Origin of the sequence: Streptomyces lateritius, from assembly GCF_014649715.1 — a bacterium.
In the GTDB taxonomy this organism is placed as follows: Bacteria; Actinomycetota; Actinomycetes; order Streptomycetales; family Streptomycetaceae; genus Streptomyces; species Streptomyces lateritius.
In genome coordinates this window covers 2,419-24,693 of the sequence record NZ_BMTO01000005.1, presented here as the reverse complement: position 1 = coordinate 24,693, position 22,275 = coordinate 2,419, and the positions used below count along the sequence as shown (strand labels likewise).

Genomic DNA, 22,275 nt, shown 5'->3' with positions numbered 1-22,275 from the left:
CGTCAGGAGTCCTGATCGCCCGGGGGTATCACTCGCAAACACTCTCGCCGTGGTCGCTGACCCGGCGGACAGCGTCTCGGCGGCCGCGACGGACCGGCGAGAGATCACATGGCCAGGCGGCCGATGTCATGCGGGTCGATGCCGGTCAGCTGGGCGATGCGCGGAGCGGGAATGCCCGCCGTCAACGCCCGGTGGACGAGCGACTCCCAGTCCTGCGTCGTCTCCCGGAAGTCGAGCAGCTCGCTCTCCATGTCGGTGACGGACGGGGGCGCACACTCCTGCTGCACCCGGAGCGCCTCGTCCTCGCCCAAGGGGAGAGGCAGGCGCTCCGCGCCATCCGGGATGAAAGCCTCCGCCTCGGCCGGGAGGATCCTGACCTGCTCCGAAGAGGCCGGGACCCCATGTGCGTGCAGCCATCCCTGTACGGCGGGTGTCTGCGCGCATTCCAGGGCACCTACCGCGGCCAGGGCCGCGCCCACCCGAGGGTGGCGGTCAGGCAGAAGGAACAGGTATGCGTCATCGGCCATCGCGTGGAATCGCCTTCTCGATCGAATCGCGGGAGGGGGGTGTGATGCTATCGCCCATACCCGGCGCCGAATCGAGGCGTCACTCTCTCGGGCGAGCCTGAGGGGCAGAGGGTCGGGCAGTGGCACGTGGTGTACTTCCTCGGAACCGCCGAACGCCTCATGGAGCGATGGACGACACCGCTCTGGGACCTGCTTCTCCCGCCGAAACAGCGGCAAGGGGAGCTCGTGGCGATACTGCGTCGGCATTGCGACGACAACGCTCTCATCCTGGGCAGACAGCGAGTCGTGGTCCCCAACGCCTTCGTGATCGAGCTGCTGCCTGAGATCCACCGGCGGCTCACCGCACATGGTGTGCCACTGGAGCCCTGCCTGGTGAACGTGGTGTATCGGTACGCCGCCGAGCAGGGCTACAGCTTCGCCGGACGGGTTGCCGTCGATCTCCGACCTGCGGCGGGCGAGGCGACCGTCCGGTTCCGGGTCCACAGCCGCATCGCACCGGCCTGACGCGGACCGCGTCAGCTTGTGGTGAGCATTCCTTCGCGAAGCCGTGCCAGGGTGCGCGACAGGAGGCGGGAGACGTGCATCTGGGACACACCGAGGGCCTTGCCTATCTGCGACTGGGTGAGCTCGTCGACGAACCTCATGTGGAGGATGCGGCGGTCCCGCTCGTCGAGCCGGGCGATGAGCGGAGCGAGGGTGTGGAAGTCTTCCACGAGCTCCATCGCAGGGTCCTCCGCGCCGAGGAACTCGGCCAGGGACGCTCCGTCGTCCTCGTCCCCCTGGACACCGGCGTCGAGGGAGGTGGTGTTGTAGCCGTTGGAGGCGATGCGTGCCTCGACGACCTCTTCCTCCGTGAGGTTCATCAGCGCTGCGAGTTCGCTCACCTTGGGAGCACGGCCGAGCCGGGTGCCGAGTTCCTCGGTGGCTCGGGCGAGTTCGACGCGTGCCTCCTGGAGGCGACGCGGAACGTGGACGGCCCAGGAGGTGTCGCGGAAGAACCGCTTGATCTCGCCGACGATGTACGGGACGGCGAACGTGGCGAACTGCACCTCACGGGAGAGCTCGAAGCGGTCGATGGCCTTGATCAGGCCGATCATGCCGACCTGGACGATGTCCTCCATGTCGCCGCTGCGATGCCGGAACCGTCCGGCGGCGTACCGGACCAGTGACATGTTCATCTCGACCAAAGCGTTGCGGGCGTACTGGTACTCGGGTGTGCCCTCTTCCAGCGCGGCGAGCCGACTGAAGAACACCCTCGTCAGGTCGCGGGCGTCCTTCGGCGCGACCGTCTGCGGGGAGACGATGACCGGCAGCCCCGTGACGTCGGTGTCGGTGAATGTCCTGGTGGCCGTCGTCATGCTTTCCCTCCCTGTCCGCCGGCCCCTGTCGTCCCCCGACAGGCCGGTCAGGCACGCTTACCCCCACATTCACACTTCACGCCCCTGCCGCGCATCACTCTGTTCGGTGTCCGAGACCGCTTCCCAGTCGCGACGCGCGGGCGTTCGGCAAGACCGTGGCCGCACGGTTGCCCATGCGACGTCGCCGAGTGTGTCAGGTGCGCTTCGGGGCAAATGGGCGTCTCAGACACTGCCCACGCCATAAGAGGAGGGGCTCATGCGGACACACCACGTGCGCCTGAACACCGGACCGCCGAACCATATGGCTTTCACCAAGCGGCCGGAAGCCGTCGCGCAGGCTCGAGAAACCACCCGTACGTTCATGAGTACGCTGCACCCGGCGGTGGACGCGCAGGCCGCCGCGTCGGTCGAACTCGTTGTGTCCGAACTCGTCACCAACGCCGTGCGTCACGCACGAGGTGCCGCGGGCTCCCTGTGCCTCCAGGCCCGGGCGGACTCCATCACCGTCGACGTCATGGACGCGGACCCCCGGCCGCCGCGGGAGCGGACGCCCGACCTCACCGGCGGCACCGGCGGCTTCGGTTGGCCCATGGTGCGGAACCTCGCCACAGCCGTCGCCGTCACCACGGGGACGAGCGGCAAGACCGTCCGGGCCGTCCTCCCCCGATAGCACCGCCCGGCCGCGCCGCGCAGCCCTGCTCTCGGAGGTCGGCCTACAACGCATTCATCGCCGACTCGCGGGCACACGGCACGAAGACAACCCGTTGGAACGGCAACAGAGATGAGTGTGATGGCGTGTCCTTCTCCGACCACGCGACGCCGAACGACTCCGTCCACAACACTCCGGCCCCGGGCGTGAAGCGGAGCAGCGGCCTGGCGATCGCTTCGCTCGTACTCGGCATCGCGGCGATTCTGCTCTTCTGGACCGTCTTCGGTGGCCTCGTGCTGGGCCTCCTGGCCTTGATCTTCGGAATCATCGGCGCTCGCAGGGCCCGTGCCGGTGGCGCCCGGAACGGCAAGATGTCCGTCATCGGTGCGATTCTCGGCGGGCTGGGAATGCTCGCCTCCGCCGTCATCCTCGCCATCGGCGCATCGATCCTCAACTCGGACGAGTTCGAGAACTTCGACGACTGTGTCGAACACGCCAAGACGCAGAGCGAGCGCGACGCGTGCGCGAAGGACTTCGACAAGGAGATGAACGACTGACCCGCTTTCGACGGCATCGCCCGGCCCGGCTCCACGCGCCACGGAGCCGGGCCGGCGTCTTCTTGCCGCCACAACGCTGAGCCGGGCATGGTGCGACGCGCGCATTTGCTGTTGAGACTCCGACCGGGGGCGAACCCGCCATGTACCGTGCGTCCTTGCAAGGTGTAAAGCGATGCTTTATAGCCGAACGACAACAGTTGCTTTCTCTCAAGTGCCGCATGTGTGCACTCAGTTGTTTGCGGATTACAACACCACGGTCATAGTCTGCGGCATAGTGCCCTGCCCTTATGCCTATCTACAGGAGGCCGCTATGCCGTCGCCGACCACCGGAGCGGACAGTCTCGAAGCCACCACTGCTCAGCTCCAGGCGGAACTGCCGTATTTGGAAAAGCGGCGAGCAGCGCTGGAAGAGGACATCGCGGCAGTCACACTGCGGCTCGAATCGGTACGCACGGCCCTCGCCGCCCTTCAGGCGCTGTCCACCGCGGGCTCCGCGGTGATCCCGGAGGCCGAGGCCGAGGCCGAGGCACACGTACCGGCGGCGCGACCGGCCGCGCCCGAGGAATCCGAGAGCGACGCGGCGGCAAGGGTTTCACGTGGCACGTCGGCGACCGGAAGGAAGGGCGCGCCCTCCCTTTCCGATACCGATGGTCTCACCGACCAGGTGGTTGCCGTGCTCGCCGGCAAGGCCGGTACGCCCATGCGGGCCAGGGAGGTTGCCGCGGTACTCGGCCGTGACGGCTCGACCGGCGCCATCAACACCGTACGCTCCACCCTCGACCGCCTGGTCGCGACTTCCCGCGCGCACCGGGCGGGGCGGGGTCTCTACCAGGCACCCACGGTCTGAGGACCACCACCGACACCTCGGCGCGGGGCCGTGAGGCTGTCACGGTCCCGCGCCACGCGGGCGCCGAGGCGAGGAGCGCCGCGCCTACTCGGGCTTGGCCAGCGACCATCCCGAGACGTCCGCGAGCCGACCCCGCCATACCGGCACGGTGAAGGCGCCCTTCACCGCGGTACTCAGCGTCGCGTCCCGCAGGTGCACCCAGCGGGGCAGTTGCTCGGGCATTTGACCACCGGACGCCTCATCCAGGCTCTGGTCAACGCTCTCGGGGAAGCCGGCGAGCAACTGCGCCCCCTTTCCACCCAGCCGACGCACACTGTGTGCCCATTCCGCCTTCCACGCCTCTTGCGTGATGAGGTCTCCGCTTACGACGCCGCCCGGCATGGTGAGCGTGATGGGCAGACTCGAACGCGGTTCTGCCTCAAGGAGACGGATGAGCAATTGAAGCTGGATGTCGAGCAGTGGCTCAACCGTCGCACCGGTACCGGTCACGGCCTCTCGCTCGGGGGATGTCACGAGTGGGACCGCCTCTCTGCGTAGTCTTTCTCTCTGTGCACCAGCACGTCGAGCCGAGCCGATGACGGGCTCCGTCGGCCACCGGCCTCCCCTACCCCGCCCAGGCATGCACAACCCTCGGCACGCACGGGGTGCTGACCGTTCACGCAATCCCTGCGCGGCCGAAGAGACCCGCGTGACCCGGCGGCAGCTGCGTGAGGACACGGCGCAGCAGCGCGTCGTCGACCACGTCCGCCACCGAGGCGAGTACCGCGGTGACGGCACGCCGCGCTTGCGCGACGTCCATGCCATCGCGCGAGGCCACCGCTTGGACGAAGCGCGACGGCGTGAGCGGCTCACTCGCCGCTTCCGCGTCCATCAGCAGACGACCGCACTGGCACGGCAGCAGACGGCCGAGGTCTGTGCGGTCGGTACCGACCAGATGCGCCCCGAGCACCTCCAGCACACTGTGCACCGCCCCGGCCGCCTCCGGCCGGTGAGCGTAGCCTCCGCGCTCTTGCACTCGGTCAAGCAACACTTCCACGGAATCTTCCACAGCCGCTCCTTCCCTCAGCCGGCCCCGCGAGGGGGCCCGACACCCTCCGTTGTCACGGAGAGCAATAGTGCGGCTACCCGGCATTACGGGCGATAGTCCCGGGTTCAGCGCACATGGGTCGGCGGAGCGATGCCAGGCGCCGCGCCGCTGTGAGCGGCCCGCCCGGCTCATCGGCAGTCTCTACGGTGTCGGTGTCGTCTCTTGGCGGCCGTGCCAGTCGAGACAGACCACCATCGCATCGTCATCGGCATCGATGGGGCCGCGATGTCCGGAGAGCTCCTGAAGTACCGCGCGGGGCACCTGGGACGGGGGGAGGAGACGGGTGTTGGCCATCGCGCGCACCAGGGCCCGCTCGCTGTAGCGCTCCCCCGCCGGGGAGGCCGCGTCGTAGACGCCGTCGCTGACGAAGAGGAGCCGGTCCCCCGGCTCCGCCTGGAAGCGCTGCGGGGTGTAGATGGTGTCCTCGAACATGCCGAGCGGGAGCTGCGCCTCGAGTTCCAGCGGCTCGGCCTTGCCCTGCCTCAGACGCCACATCTTGGGAGAGCCGGCGTCGATGATCTCTGTTTCTCCGGTCGCCAGGTCGAAGCGCAGGAGCAGTACGGAGAGATGGACCGCTCCCTGGTACTGGCCGTAGATGGCCTGGTCGGCCAGGCACGCCTGGTCGGAGAGGGACAGGCCGGCGCGGCGGGCGTTTCGCAGTGCGTTGATCGCGAGGTTGGTGAGGAGGGCCGCCTCGATGCCTTCTCCCATGCCGTTGGTCACGGTGAGGGTGAGGTGATGGGCCGAGGTGGACCAGTCGAAGTTGTCGCCGTGGATCGCGTAGGCGGGTTCGAGCTGGGCGCCGAGTTCGTACTCGGGGCGGGAGCAGGAGCGGCCGGGCAGCAACTGCCACTGCATCTCCGCGGCGAGTGTGAGGCGGTCGGCGCGTCGGGCCTGGAGGTAGACGTCGGTGTCCCGTTCGGCGACCACGATGGCGTGACCGAGGACTTCGGCGATGTCCTCCAGTTCCTGTGCGGTGTCACGGTCGTAGGAGTCGGCCGGCATCCTGACGGTGAGGATGCCGATGCGGTCCCCTCGTACGCTGATGGGAAGGTGCACGGTCACCAGGTCGGTCCGGCTGTCGGTCTCGACGTATGGTTCCTGTGCGCCGAAGGCCCTGCCGGGGGCGCTGGTGTGGACAGGAATGGGCTCGGCAGTATAGGGAAGCGCGCTGACGGGTTGCAGTATGGTCATCGCGTAGTCGGCCATCAGCAGGTCGACGGAGTCGGCGGAGTAGTGGGCGGTAAGCGTGTCTTGGACCGCTTCGAGGAGGGCGTGAGGCGCGGCTCTTCGCAGTGCGCGTTCCACGACCATGAATCTGTCCACCGTTGGGTTCCCACCTATCCGAGATGAATGAGGAAAATCTCTCATGCCTCAGCGACTGACAGAGCCATTGTGCAGTGTCACAGTTGGGGGCATGCATTCCGAAACTTCCCCGCGCCGCGATCGGGATGCTGTGGCGCAGACCACCCGTGGGGTCATCGAACTGCTCGAGGTGTTGTGGAGTCAGGGCCGGGACAAGACACCGACCGCTCCTGTCTCCTCGTCACAGCTACGAGTGCTCTACGTCCTGGACCGCAACCAGGGAATCAACCTACGCACCTTGGGCGAGGCACTCGGCTCGGCACCCTCCTCGGTGAGCCGGATGTGCGATCGCCTGCACGCTCTGGGATACATCAAGCGCTCCCCGAGCCCGGCCAGTCGACGCGAATTGGAGCTGCGCCTGTCGAGCCGAGGGGAAACCTACCTCAAGGATTTGCGAGTCCGCCGCGAACTCGGGCTCCTGAAGATCATTACATCCATGCCGCCCGAGGACCAAGCCGCCCTCGCCAAAGGCCTGAACAGCTTCTGCTTCTCCGTCGAGGCGACCGGGCCGAAGAACCAGGGGCGCGGCGGCAGCGCGGTGGAATCCGCCTGACACCGCCCTCGGCGCCGACCCGGGGACGTCTCATGAAATGTGCGCGATGAGCGTCAATACGGCGACGGCCAGGAAGACGGCCCCGGTCAGGCGCGTCGTGGTGTAGCCGGCGGACGTGGGCTCGGCAGCGACGTAACCCTTCACGAAGGGCTGCTGCAGCGGGCGGTGGTTCACCCTCCACAACATCTGGGGCCTCAGTACCTGGACGAGGCCCATTGCGATCAAGATGCACAGGAGTGCGATGACCATGCGGATCTCCCATTCTCGAGAGAATCTTTCCCTGCGCTGAGCCGGCAGGGCACCGTTGGTTCCTCTCTGCCCCCGATGAGCGGTATCAGACACTGCTGTTCAGGGGGCGGTGCTGGGCGGCGGGCCGATGACGACGTGGTGCGTCTGGTCGTCTCCACGGCGCCGCGGGTTTCGGGGGATCATTCGCTGACTGGCAGTGTGCGCTGATCGAACCGCTACTTCGCACGCCTCGGACGCGAGGATGTGTGGCGGTGATGTCCGAGATCACATGGAGGGAGCCGGTTACTGTGCACCTGGCCTTGTCAGCTCTTCGCCGGAGACGCTTCATGACACAGGAACAGCCTGCCGCCGACGCTCCCGCCGCCACCGCGGGGAAGCTGACCTTGGAGTATGAGGACGGCGTGCCCGTCGTGCGGGTGACCGGAGGGACAGTGTTCCCCGCGCAGATCGCCATCGTGGGGCCGGGCGGAGAAGGCCTGGGGACCTACACGGCTGACACGGTGACCCAGAAGACTCGTCCGTTGTCGCTGAGGCCCGATCCGAGCGACGCTCCCGACGCGCTCAGCCTGGCGGAAGAGGATGGGTTGGTCCCCTCCCTTGCGCCCGCTGACGGGTCCGCCGGGCTGCCCGCCTCGCACGCCGATCTCTCGATGGTCACCACTCCTCACGAGCAGTCGGCTGAAACCTGAGGGACCACGCCGCGGGTCAGGCGACCTCGTCCCGCTGTCCGCAGATCCAGGCGAGGGCCTCGTGGGCTCCACGCACGTACTCCCGGCTGCCCTCCGGAATGGCGGGATCCCCCAACTGGACGAGCGCCGCGTCCACTTCGGCGGTGAGTACGGGCAGGTCCGGGGTGCCGTCGGCGTCCGCACCGGTGATGGGTGAGCGCTCGGTGCGGCACATCGCCCATTGGTATGCGGCAGCCGCGCCCGCGCGGAATTGCGGTGTCCCCGACGCCCGTTTCGCCACCCTGTCGAGGGCCAGGCCGACATCTGTGTACGTTCGGACGCCGATGCGCGGCTCGCCCCCTGGTGTACGCGTGGTCATGTCGTTCCACTTCCCTTCCATGGCCTGTGCCAGGCCGTCGACCCCACCACGGCATGAGGCGGCCCGCCCCCTGGGGGCGGGCCGCCCGATGTCGGCCGGCGGTCCGGTCAGGCCGGCGTGCCGCCGAAGGGGCCGCCGGTGCGGTAGTAGATGCCGATCTCCTCGCGGTACTGCTGATCGGCGAGGTGCTTGTCCGAGTGGAACTCCGGCGCGGCCTTGATCTGTTCCTTGGTGCGGTCCACGTAGACCGCTTGCTCGACCAGGTCGACCCGGGTCACCGTGCTCGCCGGAAGCAGCACCTCCTTGCCGAAGATCCACATCCCTGTGTCGACCACCAGATAGGCGTCACCGACCTCGTCGGAGTGCTTGTCCACCTTCCCGATGTGGCCGTCGGTCGCCTCGACGCGCCACCCGGTCAGATCCGTGCCCGACAGGTGGCCCGACGTCTCCGCGAAACTCCACGCGTTCTCACTCATGTGAAATCCACTCCTCTTCCGAATACGATGACCGCCCACATTCCTGAGGCACTTGCGAATACGCCGTTTCACCGGCCGGTCGTCGGCGTGCCTACCAGCGATACCAGCGGCTTCCGCCCGCCCTGGACCGCGTGAAGAAACCGAGCAGCCAGAGCACCAGAGCAGCCAGCGCGACCCACCACAACGCCTCGATCATGAATCCCGCGCCGAAAAGAATCAGCACGAGAAGCAGAACAAGCAGCAGGGGAACCATCAATCCACCTCCGGAACTTCGCGTGCCCCGTCCGGCGGATCGCACACCGAACTCGGCAGACCATTCTCCGAGGAAGGACACCGTGGCCGACTCGCCCGCCCGCATGTGAGGTCTCGCGCGCTCGGAGATCAGAGAGCCCGAGGATGTAGTCCCACGGGTGTATGGCCGACGACTGCCGTAAAGCCACAGGCCGATGGCAAACCCGATGCCGGTCCGTAGCGTTCAGGCATCCGGTCGGGACGGTCCGTCGCGGCGAAACATCGGCATGAGGAAGTCCATGAGAAACGCATTTCTCGTCGGCACGGCAGCCGCCGTGGCACTGGCCGGCAGTCTCTACGGAGCAACCGCCCGTGCGGAAGCACCGACCGCGACGGCGTCGGTGTCCGCACTCGCGTTGCCCGAGCCCACCGGGAAGCATCCGGTCGGGATGACCAACGTGCATGTGGAGGACGAGGGGCGGGCCGACCCGTGGGTGCCGGTGGAAGACCGCGAGTTGATGATCTCGCTCTGGTACCCGGCCACGAAGCCCTCGAACACCCGTGCGTCGTACATGACCCCCGCCGAGTCCGAGGAGTACGGCGCTTCCACCGGTCTGGGGCTGCCCTCGGACCTGTTCGCCACCGTCACGACGCGGGCGACCCTGAACGCCCCGCCGGTGAAGGTACGCGGCGGGCTGCCGCTGGTCGTCCTGTCACCGGGTTTCGGGATGCCCCGCGCCACCCTGAGCGGGCTCGCCGAGGACCTCGCCAGCCGGGGTTACGCCGTCGCCGGGATCGGGCACAACTACGAGGCCCATGGCATCACCTTCCCCGACGGACACACGACCCGGTGCGTGGCGTGCGAGAACACCGACTTCCCGAAAGTCGGGGCCGTTCGCGCCCAGGACGTCTCCTTCGTGCTCGACGAACTCACCGGGGAGGACCCGGCCTGGAAGGGCGGTGCGCTCATCGACAAGGGCCGCATCGCCATGATCGGGCACTCGGCCGGTGGCTTCAGCACGGTACCGGCCATGCTGCGGGACCAGCGCATCAAAGCGGCGGTCAACATGGACGGCAACTTCCGGTTCCCCAACGACACACGGCTGAACCGGCCCATGCTGATGTTGGGCAAGCCCAGCCATGTGCCGGGCGGCCAGGATCCGACGTGGGACGAGACGTGGAGCGAACTCACCGGCTGGAAGCGCTGGTTGAGCGTCGACCGCACCGAGCACCTCTCCTTCACCGACCTGGCTCCGCTCGCCAAGCAGCTCGGCAGTCCGCTCCAGGAGCTCGACGGCGACCGCGCCGACGCCATCACCCGCGCCTATGTCGCCGCGTTCGTCGACACGCACCTGCGCGGCCGCACCGCGCCGTTGCTGGACGGACCGTCCGAGCGATTCCCGGAAGTACGGTTTCACAGGCCGTAGCCCCAGGGCGGGCGCACAAGGCGCCCGCCATGCCGGGTCCGCGGGCGGGGACCCGGGACAGTGGCGGGGCAGGGTCAGCCCACGAAGGCCTTGACCTGGTCGTAGACAGTGGCATCGTTGTGCAGGTCGCTGTGGCCCAGGCAGGCGGTCCGAGTGTTCGTGGCGCCGCTGAGGGCGACGCTGCTTTCCGGATTGATGATGCTGTCGCACGGCGACCACCAGGTGGCGTACCGCGATGTGCCGGGAGTCTCGTCGCCGGAGTTGAGGGCGTTCAGGAAGCTGGAGCCGGGGCGCATCTCCGTACAGGAGGCGCCACCACACCAGTACGCGGTGTCGGTGCCGTGGTTGGGGCCGCCGAGCGAGACCCAGGAGTCGACCTTGGCGGAGCCGCCGAGGTTCTTGGTGTAGTAGCGCGAGGACAGTCCGCCCATCGAGTGGGTGACGACGTCCACCCTGGCGGCGCCGGTGGCGGCCAGGACCCGGTCGATCTCCTGGGCGAGCTGGGAAGCGGTGGTCACGTTGGACTGGCTGGTGTTGTAGCTCCACTGGCTGAGGCGGCTCGCGGCCCAGCCGTCGGCCTGGAAGCGGCCGGCCATGGTGTTCCAGGTCGAGCCGCTGGAGTTCCAGCCGTGAACGAAGACGATCGGGTCAAGACCGGCCACGGCGGTCCGGGCGCCGGCCGCCGGTGCCTGGAGGGTGAGGCCGGCGAACGTGGCGGCGGCGAGGGCGCCGGCTGCGGCGCGGCGTGAGGGGCGCATGTCGATACTCCTTGATGGCGTGGAACTGAGTGGAGCAGGCGGCGCCCGTGCCGGCTCGACCGGTACATGCAGTCCGCGTCTCGATCAACTGCGGCACGGCGTCCCCGTTACGGCTGGTGTCGCGCGCGATGCCCGGCCGGCCGATGGCGGATCTGCGGCCCAGGGCACCGGGTGACCAGGGCGGCCGGTGATGCGGGCGGCGGGCTGCCGGAACGGCCGTACACTCGCTTCATGGGTCGCACGAGTTCGACGGGGCAGTGCCTGCGGAAGGCCGCCTGCGGAGTGCGTCCGGCCGTCGTCGGCCCGGTCACCGCCATTGACGTCGAGGCGCCCCGGCTCCGCCGTATCGCACTGCACGGCCACGGTTAGCGATCCTCTCCCCCGGCGCGCCGCTCTCCGTCCCGTACGCCGACCCCCTCCCCGGCCGAGCCCGCCTCGCCCGACCACCGCCGGGCGCTCTCCGCCCCCGCTTCACCTCACCACAGCAGCCCTCCGGCATTTGCCGGCGCTGCCGCCTGGCTACGGCCGCACCACCGGGCCGGGCCACCTCGAAGGGATCATTGTGAAGCTGAGCGAGTTGCTGGCCGGGCAGGAGCACGACGTACTCCAGGGTGACCCGAGCAGAACGCTGATCACCGCGGGGACGACCTTCGACGTGGACCGGGTGACGCCGGGTTGTCTGTTCATCGCCGTGCCCGGACACCGCGAGGGCGGGCCCGGCTCCGTGGCGCCCGCACTTGCCCGCGGAGCGGCCGCCGTCCTGGTCGACGGCACGGAACCGGCGCTGCCGGCGTCGGTGTGGCCGCCGAGCGCGTGTGCCGTGCGCGTGCCGGACATCCGAAGGGCGGCGGCGATCGTGACCTCGCGCTACTTCGGCGAACCCGGGCGGCAGATGGACGTGGTGGCGATCACCGGCACCAACGGCAAGACGTCGGTCTCGTACATGGTCGAGTCCGCCCTGCGGATCGCCGAGGGAGCGAAGGTGGGAGTCATCGGGACGGCCGGCAGCCGGATCGGGGACGAGCTGATTCCGATGCCACGATCGGTGCTGACCACCCCCGAGTCGCCGGACCTGCAATATCTCCTGGCGTGCATGCGCGACCGCGGCACCGGCAGTGTGGTGCTGGAGGCTACGTCGATGGCCCTGCTGACACATCGGGTGGACCGTACGTTCATCGACGTCGGGGTGTTCACCAACCTGACGCAGGACCACCTCGACGACCACGGCACGATGGCGAACTACCGGGACGCGAAACTCCGGCTCTTCCAGGGGCTGTGCCGCCGCGCTGTGGTGAACGCCGACGACCCGGTGGGCGCGGGGATCGTGGCGATGATGCCGGGTGCGGTGACCACGTACGCCCTTGATGTGCCGGCGGACTACCGGGCGACCGACCTCGTCGTCAGCGCTTCCGGCACCCGGTTCACCCTCCACCACGGCGGGCGTGCCTATCCGGCGTCGATCCCGGTCCCGGGTCGGTTCTCGGTGGCCAACGCGCTCGCCACCCTGGCGGCATGCCACGTCCTCGGGCACGAACTGGGCGCCCTCGTCGACGCACTCGACCGGATGCCGCCCGTCCCCGGCCGCTTCGAGCGCTTCGAGACCCCGGGCGGTACCTCCGTGATCGTGGACTACGCCCATTCCCCGGACTCCCTGGACAAGGTCCTGGCCACCATTCGCGGCTATGCGCGCGGCCGGGTGATCACCGTCTTCGGCTGCGGTGGCGACCGGGATACGACGAAGCGGGCCGACATGGGACGGATCGCCGGGGCCCACTCGGACCTGTGCGTCCTCACCTCGGACAATCCGCGCGACGAGGACCCGCAGGTCATCCTGGACCAGATCGCCCCGGGCCTCGCCGCGACCGGCACACCGTTCGAACGGATCGCCGACCGCCGCGAGGCCATCTCGTTCGCCCTGTCGGCGGCGGGTCCGGGGGACACCGTCCTGATCGCCGGCAAGGGCAGCGAGCCGCACCAGATCGTCGGCGAGGAGCTGCTGCCGTTCAGTGACATGGCCACCGTGCGTGAACTCGCCTCGGAACGGACGGCCACCCGCGTGTGGGAGTGACGGGCCTGGTCGTGCCGAAGGGGCGCCCCGCACCTGTGCGTGCGCAGAAGCGTGGGGGCACCCCTGTCGATCCGGCGGGAGCGGAGTGGGTCACTCCCCCTCGGTTGCGAAGGTGCGCAGCAGATCGGCGGCGACGCCCACGGCGATGGTGGCGGGTTCCTTGCCGGTGATGTCGGCAAGGCCGATCGGGCTCTTGATCCGATCGATGGTGGCCTCGTCGTGACCGCCCTCGGTGGCGAGGCGGTTGCGGAACCGCACCCACTTGGCCGCCGACCCGATCAATTGCCGCGCGGCACCCACAAGCAGCGGCGTGTGATGCACGTGCACCTGGGCCACCGCGTCTGCCATCACGTCGAGCCGCGCCTCGGTGAGGGTGGCGGAGCGGCTGTCGATCAGGTGGAGGTCGAGGTCCTGGCGTGCCAGGATGCGCGCCAGTTCCAGTCCGACGTGCCCGACGCCGAAGATCGCCACCGCCCGTACCACGGGCAGCGGTTCGAGCAGCACCGAGACTCGGGAGCGCCGACGCCCCCGGCGTCGCCCCCCCTCGAAGCGACGGTCGACAGGCTGTCCGCCGAGAAGGGGATCCTGTTCGCCGTCGCGGCGGGCAACGAGGGCGAGGCCGGCGAGTCGACGATGGGCTCGCCGGGCAGTGCGGACGCCGCGCTGACCGTAGGCGCCGTCGACAAGGACGACAAGCTCGCGCCCTTCTCGAGCGCCGGCCCGCGCGCCGGTGACGGCGCCGTCAAGCCGGACGTGACCACCGCCGACGGCGTCACGTGGCTCACCAAGTTCGATCAGCTGGGCGTGCCCGACGAGAGGCTCAGGTTGACCACGTCCGCCCCCTCGGCGGCGGCCCATTCCATGCCCGCGATGACGGCGGAGTCGTCGCCGTAGCCCTCGTCGTCGAGGACCTTCCCGCTGATCACCTTGGCACCGGGGGCGACGCCCTTGAACCGGCCGCCGGACTTGGCACCGGTGCCGACGGCGATCGACGCGACGTGCGTGCCGTGTCCCACGCGGTCCACGGCATCGGGAGAGGCGGAGAAGATCTTCTCGCCGACGACCTGGGTCCTGAGGTCGTCGTGAGTCTTGTCGACGCCGGTGTCGAGGACCACGATCTTGACGCCCCTACCGTCGTACCCGGACTCCCACGCCCTGTCGGTGCCGATCTGCCGGACGCTGCGGTCAAGGCCGGCTTCGCGCACCCCGTCCAACCACACCTTGCCGATGCCGGAGGCGGCGGCGCGGGCGCCGCCCCGCTGCGGGTCGGTCAGCACATCCCACACCCTGACCAGGCCCTCCTGGGACGTACGAAGGGCATCGGCGTCGATGGTCGGGAAACGTGCGCCGCAGCTGGGTGTCACCGGCCGCACGCACATCGGCCCGCGCGGCACCGGCACCCCCTTCGTACTGCACGATCAGCTTGAGCCCGGCGCGGTGGCTCTTACGCAGTCGCGGGTCGGTGAGCACGTCGAGATCGAAGCCGCTGATCCAGTCCGCCGGTGGCGATCAGGCGCTGCGCGTCGCTGGGCACCACCAGTGTGTGATCCTCGGTGCGCTGCACCTGTACGGGTATGTGCTCACGGCCCTCGGCGGACGCGAAGCCCCCCACCCGGCCCTCGGCGTCCACCACCATGCGGTCGCCCGTGATGAGCGGAATCCGCTGATCGCCGTCGACGCGTGTGGTGTCCGGTGCGACCGTCGCTTCCGGATCGCGGTCCAGGGCACCCCCACGCGCTTTTCGAGGACCGGCCCACTCGCGGTCGGAGCGCCCCCTTCCAGTTGGCCGTATCCGCACCCGGGCGGAACCGCCTTCTCTGCGTGCTCGGACCGGACGGACTGGTGGCGTGGATCATCCTTCGGGTGGCGATGGAGGCCGAGCTGTACGCGCAACGCCGGAGAGCCCCGCCGAAGAATTCCGGCGGGGCTCTCCGGCGTCACCGGGCGGGCCCGGATACGCGAGGCGGCAGAGTTCTAGGTCGCCGGCTCTGCCTTGAACGCGCATTCGTAGGCGTAGTCGGGGTCGCCGACCACCAGGTCGAGCACGACGTTCTCGCTCTCCCCGCCGACCGGGAGCCGATGGATCTTGTCCTTCAGGTCGAGAACGAGCTCTTGCGGACGGACGTTCTCGATGGCGCGCGAGAGTCGCCAGGTGCCGTCTGCCGACACCAGTCGCGGCTTGGTTCCCGCCCCTTCGAACTCGACGGCGAAGTCCTTGACCGTGAAGGAGTGGTCTCCCCTCACGTCCATGGTCGCCCCACAGTCACCGCGCCAGTGGCCGACCAGCTGGTCCTCGGTCACATGAGGAGGCGTGGACCCGGTGGAACCGAAGAAACCGCAAGCCGACGTGGTCAGCAGCACGGCCATCGCACCAGCGGCGCCGAACCCTCGGCTGGCGATACTCACACTCGCACCTCTCGACGTTCTTCTTGATTCGTTCGGTTCTTCAGACACGGGCGGCTCCCCGGTGCTTTCCGGAGAGCCGCCCACTGTTCACAGAGTCGTTTCGGCGTAAGACGTGCGGTCTCGGATCAACCTACCGCACGCCAGTTCGCCTCCCTATCGAGGACCCTTGGGATTGTGAATGCTGATGTTCTCGGACCACGAGATGTCCTGGGTCTTCGCCGAGAACCTACCCTTCGCGTAGTCCTTGTTGAGCGGTGCCGCGATGTTCTTGTCCCACCACGGGCTGTAGCCGCCCAGGACAGGGTGGGTGTGCGTGGCCGAGTTGATATCGCTCTCGTTGTGGACGCGGAACTTGACGGTGGCCTTCCCCGTCGCCTTGTTCACACCGACGATCCGGTACTCGAGGTTGTACGAGCCGAGGAACGCCGCGGAGGAATTCGTCGTGAAGTCCCTCTTCAGCTTCTCCGCCGACGACCCTTCCGGGGTGCTCTTTCCGAGCTGGTGAGCGTGGCTCTCCCAGGTCTTGCCGTAGGTGCCGTCATTGATGTCGGCGGCAATTATCTGCCGGGTGCTCTGCACGTGATAGTGCTTCTGCAGGTCCTTGGTGAACCTGTCGTTCCCGTCGAAGTTCCGGTGCTTCGGGCCCGTCCCCCCCACCCATTCGAATCCGAGGTCCCAGCCTGTCGGCTGACTCGGGGTTCCGAACAGCTCGGGGTGCTCCTTCCGCATCTTCGGCTCCATGGCCAGAACGCCGTCGGCGGCATTGTCGAAGACGGCGTGCACACCGGCGATCCAGGCCTTGGCAACGAGCTTGCCGCCGACCTCCTTCACCCTGGCGACGGCCTTCTTCATGCCCGCCGAGACGACACGCTTGACGGCCCTCTTGATGCTCTTGGCCTTGTTGACGACCCTCTTCACCATTTTTCTGGCGGAGGTGACGGCTCTGCGAATCTTGTTCGTGACGCGTTTGACGACCCTGACGATGGCCTTTCTGACCCGCTTGACCGTCCGCTTGACGTATCTCTTGATCCTCTTGACGCTGTCACGCACGAACCGAGCGGTCTTGCGGACCGTCCTGACCGTCTTCCGGACCACCTTCTTGACCCCGCGCTTGATGGTTTTCGCCACCTTGCGCACGACCTTCGCACCGCGCTTGACGACGGACTTGGTCTTCTTGTAAGCCGACTTGGCGGTGCTCTTGACCTTCTTCTTCACCTTCTTCCAGGCCTTGTCGACGAAGCTCGGCCAGTGACCGGTCGGGTCGACGGTCGTCATCGGATTGGCGTCCGCGTACGCGTAGCGATTCGCGGTCACGGACGTCGGAAGCGGCGAAAGGCTTACCGTGTCCCGGCTGTTGAACTGGCCGGTCTCCGGTGAGTACCAGCGCGCCGCCATGTTCACCTTGGCGGTCTCCGGGTCGGTCCAGCCCGACTGGTAGCCGAGCGCACCGAGCATTCCGGCGCTCTGGACGACCTTGCCGAACGGGGAGTACGTCGTCGAACCCGCCAGCGCCTCTCCGCTCGCGGTGAACTGCGCCACCACATCGTGATGCAGGTCCGTGAGGGCGAGTACGGCGGACGCCGAGGTCTTCACTCCCACGAGAGAACCGTCGGCGTTGCGGCTGTAGGACGTCACACCGTCCGAGGCCACATCGTTCCCGAGACCGCTGTACTGGAACGAGTGGAGCGAAGCGCCCGTCTCGTCCTTGGACTCGAGCAGCCGGTCCGATCCGTCGTACGCGTAGGTCCGCTTGCCCTCACTGATCACCCGGTTGAAGGCGTCGGCCTTGATCGAGGTGGTCAGACCGCTCTGATCGGTGGCCTGGCTCATCGTGCCCCGCGCGGTGTACAGGTACGTCGCGCGACCGTCACTCGTGAGCCGGTTGCGGGCGTCGTACGTGTACGTGCTCGCCCCCACGCGGGTCCGGTTGCCGGACGCGTCGTAGGCGAAGTTCTCCGTCGTGGTCCCGTTGTTCCAGGACGACAGGCGGTTGGCCCGGTCATACGTGTACGTGTTGGTGGAAGCGCCCGCGACACCGGTCGTCGTCTTCGACAGCTCGTTGCCGTTCGCGTCCCAGCCGTAGGTGATCGAGGAGAGCACCTTGCCGGTGGGAGAGGTCAGCTTGTCGTTCGTCATCCTCTCCAGCGAGTCGTACGAGAAGGTCCGCTTGGACTTCCCGGTGCCGTACTCGATCTGCGTGACCTTGTCGGTGACGTCATAGGTGTAGGTCATCGCGGAACCGGTGGCGCCGTCGTCGACCGTCTTCAGCCGACCGGCCGGGTCGTACCCGTAGGTGGACGTACCGGAGGCGTCGGTGCGGGAGGTGGCGAAGCCGTCACCGTTGTAGCTGAAGGACGAGGCACCCGACGGGCCCGCCGTGGAGAGCAGCAGACCCCGGTCGTCGTAGGTGAAGGTGTTCTTCTCGGTACCCACGCCCGCGATGGCCGTCAGACGGTCGTCGTTGTTGTACTCGTACTTGTGGTCGACCGTGGCCGCTTCCGCACCCGAGCCCGTCTGCCGGACGAGGCGGTTCTCCACGTCGTACTCGTTGGTGACGACCACACCGCCCGGAGAACGGTACTCCTTCGCACGCCCGGCCGCGTCGTACACCGTGGTGAAGGTGCGGTCGGCCAGACCGGGGTGGGCCGGGGTGGACGGCTCGATCTCGGACTCCGGGAGCCCCCAGGTGTTGTAGGTGGTGATGAACGGGTTGCCCCGGCCGTCGGTGAAGCGCGTGCGGTTGCCCGCCGCGTCGTAGCCGAACGTGGTCGTGATCGACTCGGTCGTCGAGACGGGCTGCACCGCCTTCGTGATCGCGCCGGACGAGTCCGTCGTGAGCGTGGTGGTGTGACCCCGGTAGTCGGTCACCGAGGTCGGGTTGCCGGCCCGGTCGTAGGTGGAGCTCATGGTGCGCAGCACCGCGCCGGACGCGTCCAGATCACTGGTGGCGACGAGCTGTCCGAATCCGTCGTACGTGTTCTTGGTGCTGGTGCCGTCGGCGTCCGTCGACGTGAGGACCTGGCCGTCCATGTCGTAGGTGAACCGGTTGGTGTTGCCGAGGGCGTCGGTGACCTCGGTGGTCTCGCCCACCGCGTTGTACTTGTACGACTCCGGAATGCCTGTGGCGCTCAGGGTCCGCGCGAGCTCGCCGCCCGGAGCGGTGTACTCGTTGATCACGGTGTACGCGCGCTGCGTCGGCTGGCGGACGATGTCCGTGACGGTGAGCTGGTTGCCCAGGTAGTCCCAGGTGCCTTCCTGGCGTGCGCCGTTCGGCCGGGTGGCCGAGAGCTGGTCACCGTTGGTGGAGTAGGTGTACGTCGTCACACCACCGTCGGGCTCGGTGACCGAGGCCAGGTCACCGAGCTGCGTGTATGTGTACGTGGTGCGGTTGCCGAGCGTGTCGACCTCCGCCGCGAGCTGGCCGAGCCTGTTGTACTCGTTCCAGGACGTGGCCTGGATCGTCGTACCGCCCTGGGGCGTGTAGTCCGGCAGCCTCGTCGAGGTCTCCTGGCCCTCGGCGTCGTACGCCATGACGGTCACGTTGCCGAGCGTGTCGGACGTCTCCGTCTTCTCACCGAAGGTGTTGTAGCCCGTCATCGACACGGGCCGGATGGCGACCGAGTTCCCGCCGTTCTGTTCCGCGTTGACGGTCGGCTCGGTGACGGAGGTTTCCTGGCCGGCCTCGTCGTAGCCGTAGTCGGTGACGTTCCCGTTCTCGTCGGTCGTCGAGAGGGGAAGGCCGCGCTGGTCCAGCTTCGAGGTGGTGGAGCGGACGGAGCTGCCCGCTGCCGGGAGCGTGCCGCCCTTCACAGCGGTGACCTGCGCGGTGGTCAGTGCCTCGCTGTAGATCTGGATGTCGTCGAGCGCACCCTTGTGGTACTCGGCGTAGGCACCGCCCGCCTTGCGGCGGCCGATCTGCAGCGGGCCCGTCCCCTCCCACGGGGAGGAGAACGCGGCTTCCTGGACCAGCGAGCCGTTGACGTGGAGACGGATCTTGCCCGCCGCCGCGTCGTACACACCGGTCAGGTGGGTCCAGGTCCCGGCCGTCACTGCCGCCGTGCCCGAGGAGACCCGGGTCAGGGTCGGCCCGGACATGTCCGCGGACGGACGGTTGAAGGTCCAGCCGTAGGTCGTGGAGTAGTACAGCTGGAAGGCGTTGCCGACCGTACCGTCCTGAGCCAGGAAGGAGCGGTTCGCGGTCTTGTCGTCCAGCCGCACCCATGTCGCGACGGAGAAGCTGCCCGCGGTGTTCACGGCCGGCCCCGACGTCTGGGCGTAGGAGTTCGTGTCACCGTCGAAGACGGCGCTGCCGCCCCGGTCGGTGTTCCAGTGCATACCGGTGCCGTGGGTACCGGTGTTGTTCGCGCCGGAGGAGTCGGCCAGGCCGAAGCCGGTCGTCTCGTCCAGCTTGTAGCGCGCGACCGGGGCCGTGGTGCCGTCGTGGACCGTCGTGCCGGTCACGTTGCCCAGGTTGTCGTAGAGGTTGTCCGACGTGCTGACGTCACCGGTCGCCGGGTCGGTCTCCGTCTCGGTGACGACCTGGTCGTCCGGGTTGTAGCTGACCTTCGTCGTCCGGGCGAGGCCGTTCGGGTCGAGGACCGAGCTGGTAGTGCGGTCGGCCGCGTCCACCGTGAAGGTCATACGCGTCTGGCCGTCGTTGGTGACCTGCGCGGTCAGGTTCCCGGCGGCGTCGTAGGTGTTCGCCTGTTCTGTGAAGGACTTGCCGGTCTGCGGGTCCTTGCGGACCACGGTGGCCGACAGGCCGTCGTCGGTGTAGGTGTACGCCGTGACATAGCCCATCGCGTCGGTGATCGACGCGAGGCGGCCCGCCGGGTCGTACGCCCGCGACTCCTGGACCAGGGCCGTCGGTGCCGACGGGTTGTTCGGGTCGCCCGTGTAGTTCAGCAGGCTGGTGGTGAGCAGACGCTTCTCGGCGTCGAAGGCGGACGCGCTGATGTTTCCTGCGGCGTCGGTCTCCTTCGTCTCGTTGCCGTAGACGTCGTACTCGAACGACGTGGTGTCGCCGCCCGGGTCCGTCCTGGTCGCCAGCTGGTTGTACGCGTCGTACGTCATCGACGTCGTGCGCGCCGCGTCGCCACCGGTGAGGTCCGCGACCGTCTGGGACAGGATGTTGCCGTCCGCGTCGAACGCGGTCGTCGTCTTCGCCTGGTGCACCGCGCCGGTGACCCGGTTGGTGACCTTGGGCGCGGTCTCGGTGACGACCTGGTCGTTCTTGTCGTACGTCTGGGACGTGACGAGACCGGCCGGGTGGGCGTCCGAGATCTCGGTCTTGGTGAGCTGGCGGCCGAGGTTGTCGTATGTGTACTTCACCTTGGCGCCGTTGGCGTCGGTGGTCTCGGCGAGGTCACCGTTGGCGTAGTACGTGTGCGACGTCTTCTTGCCGCCGGCCGTGATGGTCTGGGCGACCAGACCGGCCGGCACCGTGCCGGTGTCCGCCGCCGGGGTGGTGGCGGTGGTGTAGGTCGTGGACGCGGTCCGCCCGTTCGGGTGGCCTGGCACCGGTGGTGTCGTCACCGAGGTGAGGTTGCCTGCCCCGTCATACGCGTAGCTGGTCAGGTACGTGTTGTCCGTGGGACCCGAGGAGCGGCCGTCGCGCTCGGTGAGCAGGAGGTCGTTGCGCAGGTCCATCGTCGGGAACGCGGTGGTCGCGTCCGGGTAGTACGTGTAGTACTCGGTCGAGCACTTGTTGGCCTTGGTGTCCTGGCAGGTGGTCTGGGAGACCGCGTTGCCCCGGACGTCGTGGCCGGTGATGGAGCGGTTGCCGTTGGCGTCGGTCACGGTGTGCAGGAAGCCGCCCGTGTCGTAGCCGTAGGTCGTCCGCTTGCCCTCGGAGTCGATCGCGGCCAGCAGACGGTTGCCCATCTCCGCGTCGTACACGTAGGTCAGCGTCTTGTCGCTGGGGTCGGTCAGCTTGACGGTCCGCACGGGAGCGACACCGGAGGACGCCTTGTACGCGGACCAGTGCTGGGCGACATCGGCGTCGGTCAGGCCCTTGGCGTGGACCGCGACCTCGGCGATGGAGCCGGTGAAGTAGCTGACGTCGGAAGGCGAACCGATCCAGCCCTTGGTGAAGCCCGCGCCGATGAAGGTGCGGTTGGTGGTCTGGTCGTTGGCGGCGCCGGTGTAGGTACCGTGCTTCACACCGTCGACGAACAGGCTCTGTGTGGTGCCGGCCGCGGAGAGGACGGCGTGGTGCCATTTGTCGTCGTTGACGACGGCCGTCGAGCCGAAGTCCGTGGTACCGGAGCCCGTGGCGCTCCACCAGTGCCCGCGCAGCTTGCCGTCCGCCGCGACGTACAGCAGCGGCGCGTAGGCGCCACCCGCGCCACCCGGGTTGTTCGGAGCGACGCTCTGGTCGCTCATGATCACGCCGGGTTCGGCGGTCTTGAACCACAGCTCGACCGAGCGGTCGGCCTTGGCGTGCAGCGGACCGTAGGGGATCTCCACGAAGGAGCTGGTCCCGTCGAAGGTCGCCGCCGTCACGTCGTCCGCGCCGAAGGGGCCTTCAGCGCCCTGGATGACGTTGTTGTACGTACCGAAACCGGTGTTGACCTGGTTCGCGGCCTGAGCCGCCGCCTGGGTGTCGTCCAGACGCCAGTAACCGGCCGGGGCGGTACCCATGACCGCCGAGCGGTAGACCTGCGAGGAA

Annotated in this window: 22 protein-coding genes and 2 pseudogenes; 10 read left to right on the top strand and 14 right to left on the bottom strand. The window is 68.2% G+C overall.

What is annotated here, in order from left to right:
- Positions 1 to 104: 104 nt before the first annotated feature.
- On the bottom strand, positions 105 to 527 hold the full coding sequence (locus tag IE136_RS11220) for a DUF6003 family protein (protein ID WP_158984685.1): 423 nt from the start codon (positions 525 to 527) through the stop codon (positions 105 to 107).
- A 159-nt stretch (positions 528 to 686) separates the two neighbouring features.
- On the opposite strand from IE136_RS11220, the gene IE136_RS11215 reads away from it, so the two are divergent.
- Entirely contained in the window at positions 687 to 1,031 is a 345-nt protein-coding gene (locus IE136_RS11215) for an FhaA domain-containing protein (protein WP_268247924.1), read from the top strand.
- An 11-nt stretch (positions 1,032 to 1,042) separates the two neighbouring features.
- Here IE136_RS11215 and IE136_RS11210 read toward each other — a convergent pair whose 3' ends face one another.
- Entirely contained in the window at positions 1,043 to 1,885 is an 843-nt protein-coding gene (locus IE136_RS11210) for an RNA polymerase sigma factor SigF (protein ID WP_158984690.1), read from the bottom strand.
- A 256-nt stretch (positions 1,886 to 2,141) separates the two neighbouring features.
- On the opposite strand from IE136_RS11210, the gene IE136_RS11205 reads away from it, so the two are divergent.
- The 3 genes from IE136_RS11205 (at position 2,142) to IE136_RS11195 (ending at position 3,938) form a co-directional block, all read left to right on the top strand.
- Positions 2,142 to 2,555, top strand: coding sequence for an ATP-binding protein (locus tag IE136_RS11205; protein WP_158984692.1), 414 nt, complete (start codon positions 2,142 to 2,144; stop codon positions 2,553 to 2,555).
- 125 nt (positions 2,556 to 2,680) lie between these two features.
- The gene (locus IE136_RS11200) at positions 2,681 to 3,091 is read left to right on the top strand and encodes a DUF4190 domain-containing protein (RefSeq protein ID WP_158984694.1); all 411 of its coding nucleotides are present in this window, start codon (positions 2,681 to 2,683) and stop codon (positions 3,089 to 3,091) included.
- 172 nt (positions 3,092 to 3,263) lie between these two features.
- Positions 3,264 to 3,938, top strand: coding sequence for a prefoldin domain-containing protein (locus IE136_RS11195; protein WP_229818767.1), 675 nt, complete (start codon positions 3,264 to 3,266; stop codon positions 3,936 to 3,938).
- An 84-nt stretch (positions 3,939 to 4,022) separates the two neighbouring features.
- Here IE136_RS11195 and IE136_RS11190 read toward each other — a convergent pair whose 3' ends face one another.
- The 3 genes from IE136_RS11190 to IE136_RS11180 form a co-directional block, all read right to left on the bottom strand.
- Positions 4,023 to 4,427, bottom strand: a complete 405-nt coding sequence (locus IE136_RS11190) for a GvpU-like protein (RefSeq protein WP_229818766.1) — start codon at positions 4,425 to 4,427, stop codon at positions 4,023 to 4,025.
- A 166-nt stretch (positions 4,428 to 4,593) separates the two neighbouring features.
- A complete protein-coding gene (locus tag IE136_RS11185) occupies positions 4,594 to 4,986 on the bottom strand; it encodes a DUF2267 domain-containing protein (RefSeq protein WP_229818765.1) in 393 nt (130 codons plus the stop codon).
- A 180-nt stretch (positions 4,987 to 5,166) separates the two neighbouring features.
- The gene (locus IE136_RS11180) at positions 5,167 to 6,339 is read right to left on the bottom strand and encodes a PP2C family protein-serine/threonine phosphatase (protein ID WP_158984700.1); all 1,173 of its coding nucleotides are present in this window, start codon (positions 6,337 to 6,339) and stop codon (positions 5,167 to 5,169) included.
- Between the two features lie 103 nt (positions 6,340 to 6,442).
- Between IE136_RS11180 and IE136_RS11175 the strand changes: the two genes are divergently transcribed.
- Positions 6,443 to 6,943 carry a MarR family winged helix-turn-helix transcriptional regulator gene (locus IE136_RS11175; protein ID WP_158984702.1) on the top strand — a complete coding sequence of 167 codons (501 nt, stop codon included), beginning with the start codon at positions 6,443 to 6,445 and terminating at the stop codon, positions 6,941 to 6,943.
- Between the two features lie 30 nt (positions 6,944 to 6,973).
- Here IE136_RS11175 and IE136_RS11170 read toward each other — a convergent pair whose 3' ends face one another.
- The gene (locus IE136_RS11170; protein ID WP_158984704.1) at positions 6,974 to 7,192 is read right to left on the bottom strand and encodes a DUF6199 family natural product biosynthesis protein; all 219 of its coding nucleotides are present in this window, start codon (positions 7,190 to 7,192) and stop codon (positions 6,974 to 6,976) included.
- A gap of 326 nt (positions 7,193 to 7,518) precedes the next feature.
- Here IE136_RS11170 and IE136_RS11165 point away from each other — a divergent pair, with 326 nt between their 5' ends.
- Complete coding sequence (locus tag IE136_RS11165; RefSeq protein ID WP_158984706.1) at positions 7,519 to 7,881, top strand: hypothetical protein; 363 nt, start codon at positions 7,519 to 7,521, stop codon at positions 7,879 to 7,881.
- Positions 7,882 to 7,897: 16 nt separating this feature from the next.
- On the opposite strand, the gene IE136_RS11160 is transcribed toward IE136_RS11165, so the two are convergent.
- The 3 genes from IE136_RS11160 to IE136_RS11150 all read right to left on the bottom strand — a co-directional run bounded on the left by IE136_RS11160 (position 7,898) and on the right by IE136_RS11150 (position 8,968).
- Positions 7,898 to 8,095, bottom strand: coding sequence for a hypothetical protein (locus tag IE136_RS11160; RefSeq protein WP_158984708.1), 198 nt, complete (start codon positions 8,093 to 8,095; stop codon positions 7,898 to 7,900).
- Positions 8,096 to 8,346: 251 nt separating this feature from the next.
- A complete protein-coding gene (locus tag IE136_RS11155) occupies positions 8,347 to 8,715 on the bottom strand; it encodes a PRC-barrel domain-containing protein (RefSeq protein ID WP_158984710.1) in 369 nt (122 codons plus the stop codon).
- 91 nt (positions 8,716 to 8,806) lie between these two features.
- Positions 8,807 to 8,968 (bottom strand): hydrophobic protein, encoded by a 162-nt coding sequence (locus tag IE136_RS11150; protein ID WP_158984712.1) that lies wholly within the window; start codon positions 8,966 to 8,968, stop codon positions 8,807 to 8,809.
- 277 nt (positions 8,969 to 9,245) lie between these two features.
- Between IE136_RS11150 and IE136_RS11145 the strand changes: the two genes are divergently transcribed.
- Positions 9,246 to 10,373: an alpha/beta hydrolase family protein gene (locus IE136_RS11145; protein ID WP_158984714.1), complete on the top strand. Its 1,128-nt coding sequence runs from the start codon at positions 9,246 to 9,248 to the stop codon at positions 10,371 to 10,373.
- A gap of 74 nt (positions 10,374 to 10,447) precedes the next feature.
- On the opposite strand, the gene IE136_RS11140 is transcribed toward IE136_RS11145, so the two are convergent.
- The gene (locus tag IE136_RS11140) at positions 10,448 to 11,131 is read right to left on the bottom strand and encodes an esterase/lipase family protein (RefSeq protein ID WP_158984715.1); all 684 of its coding nucleotides are present in this window, start codon (positions 11,129 to 11,131) and stop codon (positions 10,448 to 10,450) included.
- A 231-nt stretch (positions 11,132 to 11,362) separates the two neighbouring features.
- On the opposite strand from IE136_RS11140, the gene IE136_RS11135 reads away from it, so the two are divergent.
- Positions 11,363 to 11,500, top strand: a complete 138-nt coding sequence (locus IE136_RS11135) for a hypothetical protein (RefSeq protein WP_189600243.1) — start codon at positions 11,363 to 11,365, stop codon at positions 11,498 to 11,500.
- A 193-nt stretch (positions 11,501 to 11,693) separates the two neighbouring features.
- Complete coding sequence (locus tag IE136_RS11130; protein ID WP_158984719.1) at positions 11,694 to 13,199, top strand: UDP-N-acetylmuramoyl-L-alanyl-D-glutamate--2,6-diaminopimelate ligase; 1,506 nt, start codon at positions 11,694 to 11,696, stop codon at positions 13,197 to 13,199.
- 90 nt (positions 13,200 to 13,289) lie between these two features.
- Here IE136_RS11130 and IE136_RS11125 read toward each other — a convergent pair.
- Positions 13,290 to 13,709: pseudogene (locus IE136_RS11125) on the bottom strand (XdhC family protein); the annotation flags it as partial.
- Between the two features lie 24 nt (positions 13,710 to 13,733).
- On the opposite strand from IE136_RS11125, the pseudogene IE136_RS11120 reads away from it, so the two are divergent.
- Positions 13,734 to 13,973, top strand: a pseudogene (locus tag IE136_RS11120) (S8 family serine peptidase); the annotation flags it as partial.
- Between the two features lie 20 nt (positions 13,974 to 13,993).
- On the opposite strand, the gene IE136_RS36580 reads toward IE136_RS11120, so the two are convergent.
- The 3 genes from IE136_RS36580 to IE136_RS11105 all read right to left on the bottom strand — a co-directional run bounded on the left by IE136_RS36580 (position 13,994) and on the right by IE136_RS11105 (position 22,247).
- Positions 13,994 to 14,563, bottom strand: a complete 570-nt coding sequence (locus tag IE136_RS36580) for a S8 family peptidase (protein WP_308432406.1) — start codon at positions 14,561 to 14,563, stop codon at positions 13,994 to 13,996.
- Positions 14,564 to 15,173: 610 nt separating this feature from the next.
- A complete protein-coding gene (locus IE136_RS11110; protein ID WP_158984721.1) occupies positions 15,174 to 15,605 on the bottom strand; it encodes a hypothetical protein in 432 nt (143 codons plus the stop codon).
- Positions 15,606 to 15,758: 153 nt separating this feature from the next.
- A complete protein-coding gene (locus tag IE136_RS11105; RefSeq protein ID WP_229818764.1) occupies positions 15,759 to 22,247 on the bottom strand; it encodes a LamG-like jellyroll fold domain-containing protein in 6,489 nt (2,162 codons plus the stop codon).
- Between the last annotated feature and the right edge of the window lie 28 nt (positions 22,248 to 22,275).

What these genes read in the sequence shown, in the direction of transcription:
- IE136_RS11220 (WP_158984685.1), bottom strand. Translation starts at nt 527, where the DNA reads ATGGCCGATGACGCATACCTGTTCCTTCTGCCTGACCGCCACCCTCGG.
- IE136_RS11215 (WP_268247924.1), top strand. Translation starts at nt 687, where the DNA reads ATGGAGCGATGGACGACACCGCTCTGGGACCTGCTTCTCCCGCCGAAA.
- IE136_RS11210 (WP_158984690.1), bottom strand. Translation starts at nt 1,885, where the DNA reads ATGACGACGGCCACCAGGACATTCACCGACACCGACGTCACGGGGCTG.
- IE136_RS11205 (WP_158984692.1), top strand. Translation starts at nt 2,142, where the DNA reads ATGCGGACACACCACGTGCGCCTGAACACCGGACCGCCGAACCATATG.
- IE136_RS11195 (WP_229818767.1), top strand. Translation starts at nt 3,264, where the DNA reads ATGCTTTATAGCCGAACGACAACAGTTGCTTTCTCTCAAGTGCCGCAT.
- IE136_RS11180 (WP_158984700.1), bottom strand. Translation starts at nt 6,339, where the DNA reads ATGGTCGTGGAACGCGCACTGCGAAGAGCCGCGCCTCACGCCCTCCTC.
- IE136_RS11175 (WP_158984702.1), top strand. Translation starts at nt 6,443, where the DNA reads ATGCATTCCGAAACTTCCCCGCGCCGCGATCGGGATGCTGTGGCGCAG.
- IE136_RS11170 (WP_158984704.1), bottom strand. Translation starts at nt 7,192, where the DNA reads ATGGTCATCGCACTCCTGTGCATCTTGATCGCAATGGGCCTCGTCCAG.
- IE136_RS11165 (WP_158984706.1), top strand. Translation starts at nt 7,519, where the DNA reads ATGACACAGGAACAGCCTGCCGCCGACGCTCCCGCCGCCACCGCGGGG.
- IE136_RS11160 (WP_158984708.1), bottom strand. Translation starts at nt 8,095, where the DNA reads ATGTGCCGCACCGAGCGCTCACCCATCACCGGTGCGGACGCCGACGGC.
- IE136_RS11155 (WP_158984710.1), bottom strand. Translation starts at nt 8,715, where the DNA reads ATGAGTGAGAACGCGTGGAGTTTCGCGGAGACGTCGGGCCACCTGTCG.
- IE136_RS11150 (WP_158984712.1), bottom strand. Translation starts at nt 8,968, where the DNA reads ATGGTTCCCCTGCTGCTTGTTCTGCTTCTCGTGCTGATTCTTTTCGGC.
- IE136_RS11145 (WP_158984714.1), top strand. Translation starts at nt 9,246, where the DNA reads ATGAGAAACGCATTTCTCGTCGGCACGGCAGCCGCCGTGGCACTGGCC.
- IE136_RS11140 (WP_158984715.1), bottom strand. Translation starts at nt 11,131, where the DNA reads ATGCGCCCCTCACGCCGCGCCGCAGCCGGCGCCCTCGCCGCCGCCACG.
- IE136_RS11135 (WP_189600243.1), top strand. Translation starts at nt 11,363, where the DNA reads ATGGGTCGCACGAGTTCGACGGGGCAGTGCCTGCGGAAGGCCGCCTGC.
- IE136_RS11105 (WP_229818764.1), bottom strand. Translation starts at nt 22,247, where the DNA reads ATGGGTACCGCCCCGGCCGGTTACTGGCGTCTGGACGACACCCAGGCG.